The 9,267-nt window shown below is 58.6% G+C and carries 11 protein-coding genes and 1 pseudogene; 9 read left to right on the top strand and 3 right to left on the bottom strand.

Features of this window, described 5'->3' with window-relative positions:
* Both EDM04_RS03190 and bioD read left to right on the top strand, forming a co-directional pair.
* Window positions 1-288, top strand: a 288-nt coding sequence (locus EDM04_RS03190) for an aminotransferase class I/II-fold pyridoxal phosphate-dependent enzyme (protein ID WP_123619689.1), incomplete at its 5' end; no start/stop codon positions are given.
* Window positions 285-944: a dethiobiotin synthase gene (gene bioD / locus EDM04_RS03185; protein ID WP_049983661.1), complete on the top strand. Its 660-nt coding sequence runs from the start codon at window positions 285-287 to the stop codon at window positions 942-944. The genes EDM04_RS03190 and bioD, both read left to right, overlap by 4 nt.
* Before the next feature lie 288 nt (window positions 945-1,232).
* Here bioD and EDM04_RS03180 read toward each other — a convergent pair whose 3' ends face one another.
* The 3 genes from EDM04_RS03180 to EDM04_RS03170 form a co-directional block, all read right to left on the bottom strand.
* A complete protein-coding gene (locus EDM04_RS03180) occupies window positions 1,233-2,909 on the bottom strand; it encodes a transposase (protein WP_123619688.1) in 1,677 nt (558 codons plus the stop codon).
* A 94-nt stretch (window positions 2,910-3,003) separates the two neighbouring features.
* A complete protein-coding gene (locus EDM04_RS03175) occupies window positions 3,004-3,291 on the bottom strand; it encodes a hypothetical protein (RefSeq protein ID WP_123619687.1) in 288 nt (95 codons plus the stop codon).
* The gene (locus tag EDM04_RS03170; protein ID WP_123619686.1) at window positions 3,288-3,647 is read right to left on the bottom strand and encodes a helix-turn-helix domain-containing protein; all 360 of its coding nucleotides are present in this window, start codon (window positions 3,645-3,647) and stop codon (window positions 3,288-3,290) included. The genes EDM04_RS03175 and EDM04_RS03170 overlap by 4 nt, the downstream gene beginning before the upstream one ends.
* 167 nt (window positions 3,648-3,814) lie before the next feature.
* Between EDM04_RS03170 and EDM04_RS19095 the strand changes: the two genes are divergently transcribed.
* The 7 genes and pseudogenes from EDM04_RS19095 to EDM04_RS19090 form a co-directional block, all read left to right on the top strand.
* Window positions 3,815-4,255: a hypothetical protein gene (locus EDM04_RS19095; protein ID WP_123619685.1), complete on the top strand. Its 441-nt coding sequence runs from the start codon at window positions 3,815-3,817 to the stop codon at window positions 4,253-4,255.
* Window positions 4,256-4,602: 347 nt separating this feature from the next.
* The gene (locus tag EDM04_RS03155; protein ID WP_123619683.1) at window positions 4,603-5,289 is read left to right on the top strand and encodes an SCO family protein; all 687 of its coding nucleotides are present in this window, start codon (window positions 4,603-4,605) and stop codon (window positions 5,287-5,289) included.
* Complete coding sequence (locus tag EDM04_RS03150) at window positions 5,286-5,834, top strand: TlpA disulfide reductase family protein (RefSeq protein WP_123619682.1); 549 nt, start codon at window positions 5,286-5,288, stop codon at window positions 5,832-5,834. Before EDM04_RS03155 ends, EDM04_RS03150 begins: the two co-directional genes overlap by 4 nt.
* Window positions 5,831-6,496 (top strand): cytochrome c biogenesis CcdA family protein, encoded by a 666-nt coding sequence (locus EDM04_RS03145; protein ID WP_123619681.1) that lies wholly within the window; start codon window positions 5,831-5,833, stop codon window positions 6,494-6,496. Before EDM04_RS03150 ends, EDM04_RS03145 begins: the two co-directional genes overlap by 4 nt.
* A 118-nt stretch (window positions 6,497-6,614) precedes the next feature.
* Window positions 6,615-8,063, top strand: coding sequence for a cytochrome ubiquinol oxidase subunit I (locus tag EDM04_RS03140; RefSeq protein WP_123619680.1), 1,449 nt, complete (start codon window positions 6,615-6,617; stop codon window positions 8,061-8,063).
* Complete coding sequence (locus EDM04_RS03135; protein WP_123619679.1) at window positions 8,056-9,051, top strand: cytochrome d ubiquinol oxidase subunit II; 996 nt, start codon at window positions 8,056-8,058, stop codon at window positions 9,049-9,051. Before EDM04_RS03140 ends, EDM04_RS03135 begins: the two co-directional genes overlap by 8 nt.
* Before the next feature lie 31 nt (window positions 9,052-9,082).
* Window positions 9,083-9,264, top strand: a pseudogene (locus EDM04_RS19090) (transcriptional regulator); the annotation flags it as partial.
* Window positions 9,265-9,267: the final 3 nt, after the last annotated feature.

Below are 9,267 nucleotides of genomic sequence, written 5' to 3'. Positions count from 1 at the left end.
CTCCAGAATCACGCCGATTACCTCCGGTCGGGGTTTGAGGACCTCGGCTTCGAGGTGCTCGGTGAGACCCACATCCTGCCCGTGCTGGTCGGAGACCGGGAGGATGCGGTCGCGCTCGATGAAGCGCTCCGCGACCGCGGGGTGCTCGCCCCTGCCATCCGCCCGCCGACCGTTCCGGTGGGGATGTCACGGCTGCGCGTCGCTCCCACAGCCGCACACACGCGCGAGCAACTCAACCGCTGTCTCGACGCGTTCGAGGCCGCCGGCGAGGAGGTGGGGCTGCGATGAGTTTCTTCGTGCTTGGCACCGGGACAGGTGTCGGCAAGACTGTCATCACTGCCGGCCTCGTGGGCTGGCTCCGCGACCGCGGCCGCGATGCAGTCGGTATCAAGCCCGCACAGACTGGCTTTCCACCGGACGACGACGCTGGCTTCGTCGCCGAAGCCGCGGGAAGCGAGGACGCCAGTGTCTGCCTGCGCTATCTCGAACCCGCGCTTGCCCCGGCAGTTGCCGCAGATGTAGAAGATGTCGCCCTCTCTTACGACGAGATCCTACAGGGTTGTCGGCGCGAACTAGAGGCTGCTGACCCGGGTATCGTCGAAGGGATTGGCGGTCTCCGGGTGCCGCTCGCTGAGGGGATGGAGGTCGTCGACCTAGCCGCCGATCTCGGGTTACCGACGCTCGTAGTCGCACGCTCGGGACTCGGCACGCTCAATCATAGCGCGCTGACCGTCAAGGCTCTCGAACGGCGCGGTCTTGACGTGTGCGGTGTCGTCCTCAACGATTACGCTGGCGAAACGCTCGCCGAGCGGACGAACCCCGACGTACTCGAATCGATGGTCGACCTGCCTGTGTACACAGTGCCGGGACTCGACCTAGACACGCCGGGCGAAGCGGTGACAGCGGTAAAGGAAAACCTTCCGCCGAGTGTATTACCTGAATAGCGCCTACGACGGACCCAGAGGAATTGATAGATTCTGGGATTGATCCGCCTCAAAGCCGTATGCATTGAGACAACCAGTCTCAACTTCTGCTGAGCCTGGGAGTTGAGACTACAGCGGGCATAGCGGGCCTATTATGCGTGGTTTCGGCTGATTCAGTGGTCGGAAACCGACTCAGATTACTCTCCAGACGCGCGGTTTTGTTGAGTTTCCAACCATATACGCGAATTTCGGCGACTTTCGACAGCGTAGCCACTCAGATGCCCCGCTATCGCGGAGAGAGTCTCGTTACTATCCGATTCCGGTTTCCTTCTTCAACAGCGTCAGCGTATTGTCGGCTGTTACGATCGGCGAGTGTTCGTATTCACCGGTCAACTGTACCTGCACGAGTAAATCGACCGCCCGCCAGACCGAGTACAGCAGACACGCGAACGCGAAATAGAAGAACCGCAGGCCGAAGTGCTTCGACGTTGTGGCGGCCATGAACCGCTTGATCGACTTGTAGCCGCTCTCAATCTCCCATCTGTATCCGTACTCAGTAAGGAGCCCGCTATTCCGATTCGTCATGAACACCGAATACTGCTGATGATCGGTGTGTTCGGGGTTCTCTTTCCGCCGGTAGATCAACGTCGTCGAGTGCCACTCGTTGTCACCGAGATGCAACTTCCGATCGGTCTCATACCGATCCTTGTCGCGCTGTAGAAGTCGTTTCGCCTGCGCTTTTTCGCTGGTCTGCATCCGCTTGGGCACGACGTAGGAGAGGCCGCGCTGGCTGAGCATCTCCAGGATGTGCTGGCTGTCGAACTCACGGTCCATCAGCACGTTATCGACGTGAACGGCTGCCTCAGCCGAGTCCAACAGATCCTCGACGATTTCCATGCGTGTATCGCCTTTGCGCACCGGGCGCGCATCCAGGACTATTGGAACAGCGTTCCCAACCAGCTGGACCGTCGCCCACTGATAGGCATACTCGTCGGTTTTCTCCTTCGTCCCGATGATCTCGTCTTCGTGGTCCGTCCTATCGCCTGTGAAGGGATCATCCTCGGTAATATCGATGGCGACGATACCAGCTCGGAAGAACTCCTCCGTCTCTGCGACTCGATCCAAGATGCGACCCAAGGCTTGGCGGTACATCTCCCGAATCTGTTTGATAGAGAGGTTCCGTACATGCTCGCGATGGGCGTGGCCGAGCGGTGTCCTCTCTCGATTGGACTCGTGGATGAAGCTCCGAGCGCCTTCGTTGACGGCCAGATTCTCACGGAGGCCCAGATACGTCTGTAAGTCCCAGTAGGCGTTCTCGTGGATCTCACACCCCTCGCCACGGTCCAGTGAGAACGCTGGTAACGCAACGCGACTCACCTGCTCAGTGACTATCTCAGCCTGCTCTAATACGGTTTGGTCAGATGGGTCCGATTCTGGACTCTCGTCATTATGTCTGCGGTTCTGTCGGTTTGGTTCACGCGGGATTGTAACGCCCGCATTCTGCGCTTTAATCAGAATCGTTCGCGCTGCTGTCTCGACGGTAGCTTGGAGTTCAGCAGTGAACCGATGGTGCCAACTGCGCCACAGCGTGGATTGGCTCGGCACCGACTCCAGGCCGAGTTGATTACAGAGAGCGGGGTGGTTGGTGAGGTATTCGGCGAGGGCAGTCTCGTGGTCCCAGCCATGGCACTCTTTCAGCAGGAACAGGCGAAACAACGTCTCCATCTCGTAGCTTGTTGAACATGTGTACCGGTCGTGGGTATCGAACTGAACGTATGCGAGCGGCACTTCGTGGACGAACGGTTCGACTGTCTCGTGTTCATCCTGGTTGAACCATACTTTTGCGACGGTGTGGATATCCGACTCCAACGCTGGGAGGAACGAGCGATCGGCCAGCGGGCTAGACTCGTACGTGGGCCAATCGACGTAGGATTGTTGGGCGATCTGGCGGAAGACAGTGCGGCGAGACTCACGGGTTTGGGGCACAACAAGAGGCTGATCACGGCACGCTCAAGTACTCGTCTGGTTGGTAAATTCACCTCCTGTTCTCATATAATAGCCTCATACTGTGAGCGTTCTGCTAGATGTTCTGTTGTTCAGGATCAAGCATAACAGATCGTAAAATCAGCAACATCCCAATAGAGACGAGTACCGCTTGAACGAGCGCAGCTGAAAACAGCGAGGTGTTGAACGTATTGAGAATAAGTCCTTCACAAACTGCGCCGATTCCAATAAAGACGAATCCGATCGAAACGTAGAACATCGGACTGCTTTCACTCCGGCGATACGCATAGAACGCAAGATACGCAACAGAGAGACTCAGCGAGAGCGCGATCAGCTTTATCGCGATGGTCGGGATGCTAATCATATATTCTCGCGAAAATTGTTCCAGAGCGTGGTGAAGTTGTCGGCGAGCTCGTCCCGAGTCTCGATGGACAGTTCGAGCTCACCGTCAGAAATGGCGAGCTGAAGCGTTTCAATTGTCGTTTCAAATAATTGTTTGTGTTCGCCACCGGAACCGATCGTCGAATGAACTCTGATGAGACCGTGTTCCTGTAGGGTGGAGATACGACGGTAGATCGTCGCCAACGACGCATCACATCGCTGACTGAGCTCTTTCGCCGTTCTGGGGGATTCATCAGCAGCTAGCAAGATTTCTCGAGAATAGTCGTCCGCGAAAAGCTCCAAGAGGGCCGCAGACTGGCTGTTTTCCCCTGTCGTCATATGCCCATATTAGGAGTTCGTCCGCAAAGAAGCGACGATTTGGCCACACCAAACGTATCGTTGCTATGCACAACAAAACGGAACTCCCACGAAATCGAATCCGCTTTTCTACGAACGAGCAAAGAGCCAGCCTGCTTTATTTACCAGAGATCTAAACGGGAATAGGAATGCGATCATCATCAAGACGTTACCTGAAAGCAGTAACTCTCAGTGCCGGTGCGTTCGTGCTCTTTGGAATTGTCACGGGCTTGATTCCGAATCCTCTCTACATTCGGCAGGTACCACGAACGCCGCTGGATTATCTATTCCTCACCACTACTGCGGCCTTCTTGGGAGTATACACCCTCCAACGAACTAACAACCAGCGCAATGACGAGAAGACAGCTACTGCAGGAACAGTGGTGGGATTTCTGGCATTTGGCTGTCCAATCTGTAATGCGTTTCTGCTCGCCTTGTTTAGCAGTTCCGCACTAATGACGTATTTCGACCCGTTACGACCCCTCTTAGGTATCGTAAGCGTCGTGTTCTTTGCAGGACTTCTCTACAGCCGTTCACAGAGTTCATGTGACGCCTGTAGTATGGAAGAACAGGGAAGGCAAACTCACTAGCAAACATACAGAATGACAGACACTGCAACAGGCGAAGCTGAAGATACGGACTCGAAGAACAGATGGCCTCTAATCGGGCTCGGCGGTGCCGTAAGTCTCTGCTGTCTCTTTGCGGCACCAGCAGCGACAGGTGCAGCCGGAGCCACCGTTGCTGGAGGGGCCACAGCGGCATTTGGTGGCGGCATAATTCGAATCCTCGTCTCAGCCATAGCCGTTGGGATTGTCGGCATTGCCATCCAACTGTGGCCCTCTTCGTCGTCCTGTGAACGATAAACACAGACCCACCTTCTTTGCTGGCGGTGCAAAACGCCAGACGATACTTGTTCGGATGATGGTAAGCCACGGATATGGATCGACGAAGGTATTTGCAGTCGATCGCTGCAGCCGGGACTACCGCAAGCGTCGCAGGTTGCCTCGGCGTACTTGATGAATCTGGCGCTGAGGGAACAGTCCTTGGCCCGCCTGAACAGGATCTAAGTGAAGCCGCTCATCCGAGCTACGGCGACGAGATGCCCGAGTTCACCGTCCCCGACCCGATTACGGGTGAAGATATTTCAACGGCTGATTTTGAAGGGGAGCGAACCATCCTCTGGACATCGTTCTACACGAATTGTCCGGACGGTGTTTGTCCCGCCCTCATTCTCCGACTGCGGCGGGCACAGGAAGTCGCTGCCGAGGGTGGGTACGGCGACGCCGCCGCCTTTCTCGCACACACCTTCGACCCCGAGCGCGACACGGCCGATGTCCTCCGCGACTATGCCCGTCAACAGGGTGTCGATCTCGATGCCGGCAACTGGCACTTTCTTCGGCCGGAGAGCTACGAAGCGGGGCAGGAACTGCTAGAAGAACAGTTCGGGCTCGTCATCGAGAAGCGGCCTGCTGAGGATATCGAGAATCTGGAGTATCAGTTCCCGCACTACGGGCTAATCCTTCTCGTGAACGAGCGTGGCATCGTCGAACGGGCGTACCCGAACGGTGCGTCGGTTGATGTCGAGACCGTCGAAAATGATTTCGAGCAGGTGGTCACAGGATGAAGCGTCGGAACCTCCTTGCTGGACTCGCTAGTGTCGGGGCAATTGGTGGCGCTGGGCTCGTCGCGACCGGGACAATCCCTGATACCTTCAGCAACCGGAGCGAGACACCGGAGCCAGTCGAGCCGACGACACTCGATACGATCGAAGCGCCAGGAAGCCGCGATGGTGAGGTGACGATTCCCCCAGATAATCAAGCCACATTCGTCGACTTCTTCGGGACTTGGTGTGCGCCCTGTGTGGAGCAGATGCCAGCACTCGGTGAGGCCGAGGACCGGATTGGTGACGAGGTGCTATTCCTCTCGGTAACGACCGAAGACGTCGGTGGCTCGGTAAGCGAGGATACGGTCGTCGAGTGGTGGCGCGAGAACGACGGCGACTGGTTGGTCGCTGCTGACGTGACCGCCGAACTTGCAGCGAAGCTCAATGTCGGATATTACCCGACTGCTGTGGCGCTCGATGCGACTGGGCGAATCCAGTGGTCTGAAAAGGGTATTCATACCGCTGACGAGATCGTCTCGGGCATCAAAACCGCTCTCAACGCATGATCAGCGAGACGCTTCTAACAAATGTCTCGTTCGCGCTCACAGCGGGTGTAGCAACGTTCTTTTCACCGTGTGCCTACCCCCTGCTACCCGGCTACGTTGGCTTCTACGTGAACTCTACTGACACCGAAAGCGCCTCTGTCACAGGCGCCGGGATTCGAGGTGTGGCAGCCGCGTTGGGCGTACTTGCGACGTTTGCGTTGCTAGGCGGGGCAACGGCGTGGGTCGGCCACGAGGCACTGTCAGATATCACCATTTTCGAGACGCTAGTCGGCGGATTGCTCATTGTCTTCGGATTACTTGTCGCATTCGACCGCGCTCCGTCACTGTCATTATCACTGCCAAAGCGCCGATCAAGCATTCTCGGCTTCGGTCTTTTTGGCGCGGGATACGCACTAGCGGGTGCCGGATGCGTCGCCCCAGTCTTCCTCGCAGTCGTAGCCCGGACCATCACCCTCCCGACCGAAGCAGCGATGCTCGTATTAGGAGTCTATGCCGGTGTTGTGGCTGTACTAATGGCTGCAACAACCGTCGCAACCGGAGTCGGTGTCGTCAGTAACGCAAATCGCGTAATGGCTCATGCCGGATGGCTCAAGCGGCTCGCCGGCGTTGTGATGATTGTCGCTGGGATCGGTCAACTCTATCTATCAGTTATCGTATACTGATACGGCAATTGAGGTGTCCAAAAAGTACGGTTCTAATGCTTGAATACTGTTGTGGTGAATGCTCCAAAGTGGGAACCGTGGGGCTACTCATAAGCTATTGTGCCGTAGCGTAAGGTCAATGGGTCCAATCACACTACTGGGTGCCATCGACCCAGGATTGGTGACGTTCCTCTCACCAGAACTCGCGAGCCGCATGCAGTTCGGATGGACAATCTCCGTTCACATCATCTTCGCGTCCCTTTCGATCGGGCTCGCACCGTTTATTATCTACTTTACTTGGAAAGACGTGCGGACGAACGAGCAGCGGTATGCGCGATTGCGCTCGTTCTGGGTGAAGGTGTTCGCCGCCGGCTTCGTGATGGGTACAGTCACCGGGATTCCGATGAGCTTCCAGTTCGGTACAAACTTCCCACAGTTCGCCGAGGTAGCCGGTGAACTGATCGGCGGCCCGCTGGCCTTCGAAGCGAAGATGGCGTTCTTCTTAGAGGCCGTCTTCCTCGGCGTGTTGCTGTACGGCCGCGACCGTGTTGGGGACCGAACATACGTCATCTCGTCGGTGCTCGTCGGCTTTGGCGCCTGGCTGTCGGGGTTCTGGATTCTGATCGTCAACGCTTGGATGCAGACCCCACGGGGGTACGAGATGGTCACCCGCAACGGGATGGAAGTCGCCAAACTAACCGATCCGTTCGCCGCGTTCCTCACCCCGCGAATGCCCTGGATGTACGTCCATATGATGAACGCGTCGGTGATCTCGGTCGCACTGCTGGTCGCGGGCGTCTCGGCGTACATCGTCTGGAAAAAGCCCGACACTGAAGCCTGGAACACCGCACTCAAGCTGGCTGTCGTACTCCTAATCATCTCCGCACCGTTCCAAGCGGTCCACGGCGACGCCTACGGCCGTCACGTCGAGGACACCCAGCCACAGAAGTTTGCCGCGATGGAGGCTCACTACGAGACGGGGCAGGCCGACCTACACCTGCTCGCGTTTCCGAAGTCACCTGAGGCACTCACCGACCCGCGAGCCGAGAACCTCGTCACCGTGAGCCTTCCCGCAGTTGGGTCGTTCCTCGCCAGTGGCGGGGACTTCGACGCCGAGGTCATCGGACTGAACGAGTACGAGGAGAACCCCCCGGTAGCACTCGTGTTCTGGTCGTTCCGCTTCATGGTCGGGCTCGGATTCCTGTTCATCGGGTTGGCACTGTGGGGCGGTTACCTCATGTACCGCGGGCGGCTGTCCGACAGCACACGCTACCTGAAGGCGATGATCGCTGCATCGCCGTTCGGCTACGCTGCGTTGCTCACCGGCTGGTACGTCACCGAGATCGGTCGGCAGCCGTGGGTCATCCAGGGCGAGCTCAAGACGAGCGAGGCGGTGTCATCGACGCTCACCGGGGCCGAGGCGACACTGACCCTGGTCGGGTTCGTCGTGCTCTACGTCGGGCTGATGCTGACTGCGCTGTACATCCTGAAGTGGCTGGTCCGGGAGGAACTCCGGTCACTCGGCGTCCGAGAGTCGAGTGGCGGCCGCTGGCACGGCCCGATTCCGTGGGTGAGTAGCGATGACTGACCCGCTGTTGCCCGTCGACGCGTACCTCGTCGAATCGCTGCCGGAGATCTGGTTCGGCGCCGTGCTGTTCGCGTTGGGGATGTACGTCGTCCTCGACGGGTTCGACTTCGGTATCGGGATGCTTTACGCGACCCGGACGGACGAACGCGAGCGGGAGACGTTCCTGGCGGCGTTCGGACCGGTCTGGGACGCGAACGAGGTGTGGGTCGTCGCCTTCGGGACGATGCTGCTAGCGGCGTTCCCGCGCGTGTACTCGCGCCTGCTGGCGGACAACTATCTGCTCGCGCTCGGGTTCGTCGTCGCGTTGGTGTTCCGCGGCCTCGGTCCGGAACTCCGCGAGCAGCGCGACGACGAGCGCTGGAAGCGCTACACCGACTACGCGTTCATCGGCGGGAGCGTGTTCGCGCCGCTCCTGTTGGGGATGCTCGCGGGTCGCTGGCTGTTCGGCGGGGCGACGCTACCAGTGGCGTTGACTGGCGTCGGCCTGGTCGCCGTCTCGATAGTCACGGGGGCGGCGTTCCTCGCAGCCAAGACCGAGCCCGGTCTGGCATCGGAACTGCGAGCGTACGGCATCGGTGCGACACTGGCGTACCTTGGCGGTGTGGTCGTGCTGCTGGGAACCGTCGTCCTGACCGATGCGGGCGGCGCTGCCGACGCGGTGCTCTCGCTGCCCGTCGCTACAGTCGTCGCTCTCTCGGTCGCCGTCGGGCTGGGCGGGAGCGTACTGGCCAGACGCGGCCGGTACCGAGCCTGGCTCGCGAGCGCGCTGGCGCTGCCCACACTGTTGACGATCTTGGTCGCAATTCTGCTGTACCCGACGATTTATCCGCCGACCGGGCTGTTGGTTAGAGAAGCGGTCGTGTCGCCACTAGCGCTGAACCTCGTTACCGTCCTCGGGTTTCCGGTCCTGCTGCTGGTACTGTGGTACTTCAAGTTCCTCTACGGCGTGTTTAGCGGCCCAATCGAGGGTGAGGGCTACGGGGGATAACCCCAGCAACTTCTCGTCGTTCCATTCTCCGCTCAGTACTGGTGACTCTCCGATCGGGGATGTGTACGATATGATGGAATCACATCCTCGCGATAGTGTATCACTCTCAGTGTCACACATCACCAGTGCCGGCAACTGGAACGCGACAGAGCATATCGGCTTCGGACTGCCGAGGACCGCATTGTGTCGCAGTTTGTCGAGCAGACACTCTAGCTG

It is taken from the genome of Halorubrum sp. CSM-61 (assembly GCF_003781945.1).
Lineage (GTDB): Archaea > Halobacteriota > Halobacteria > Halobacteriales > Haloferacaceae > Halorubrum.
This window is presented reverse-complemented; position numbering and strand designations above follow the sequence as displayed.

Excerpts from the sequence above, each read along its gene's own strand:
- EDM04_RS19095 (WP_123619685.1), top strand. The coding sequence starts at position 3,815 with ATGCGATCATCATCAAGACGTTACCTGAAAGCAGTAACTCTCAGTGCC.
- EDM04_RS03150 (WP_123619682.1), top strand. The coding sequence starts at position 5,286 with ATGAAGCGTCGGAACCTCCTTGCTGGACTCGCTAGTGTCGGGGCAATT.
- EDM04_RS03145 (WP_123619681.1), top strand. The coding sequence starts at position 5,831 with ATGATCAGCGAGACGCTTCTAACAAATGTCTCGTTCGCGCTCACAGCG.
- EDM04_RS03175 (WP_123619687.1), bottom strand. The coding sequence starts at position 3,291 with ATGATTAGCATCCCGACCATCGCGATAAAGCTGATCGCGCTCTCGCTG.
- bioD (WP_049983661.1), top strand. The coding sequence starts at position 285 with ATGAGTTTCTTCGTGCTTGGCACCGGGACAGGTGTCGGCAAGACTGTC.
- EDM04_RS03135 (WP_123619679.1), top strand. The coding sequence starts at position 8,056 with ATGACTGACCCGCTGTTGCCCGTCGACGCGTACCTCGTCGAATCGCTG.
- EDM04_RS03170 (WP_123619686.1), bottom strand. The coding sequence starts at position 3,647 with ATGACGACAGGGGAAAACAGCCAGTCTGCGGCCCTCTTGGAGCTTTTC.
- EDM04_RS03155 (WP_123619683.1), top strand. The coding sequence starts at position 4,603 with ATGGATCGACGAAGGTATTTGCAGTCGATCGCTGCAGCCGGGACTACC.
- EDM04_RS03140 (WP_123619680.1), top strand. The coding sequence starts at position 6,615 with ATGGGTCCAATCACACTACTGGGTGCCATCGACCCAGGATTGGTGACG.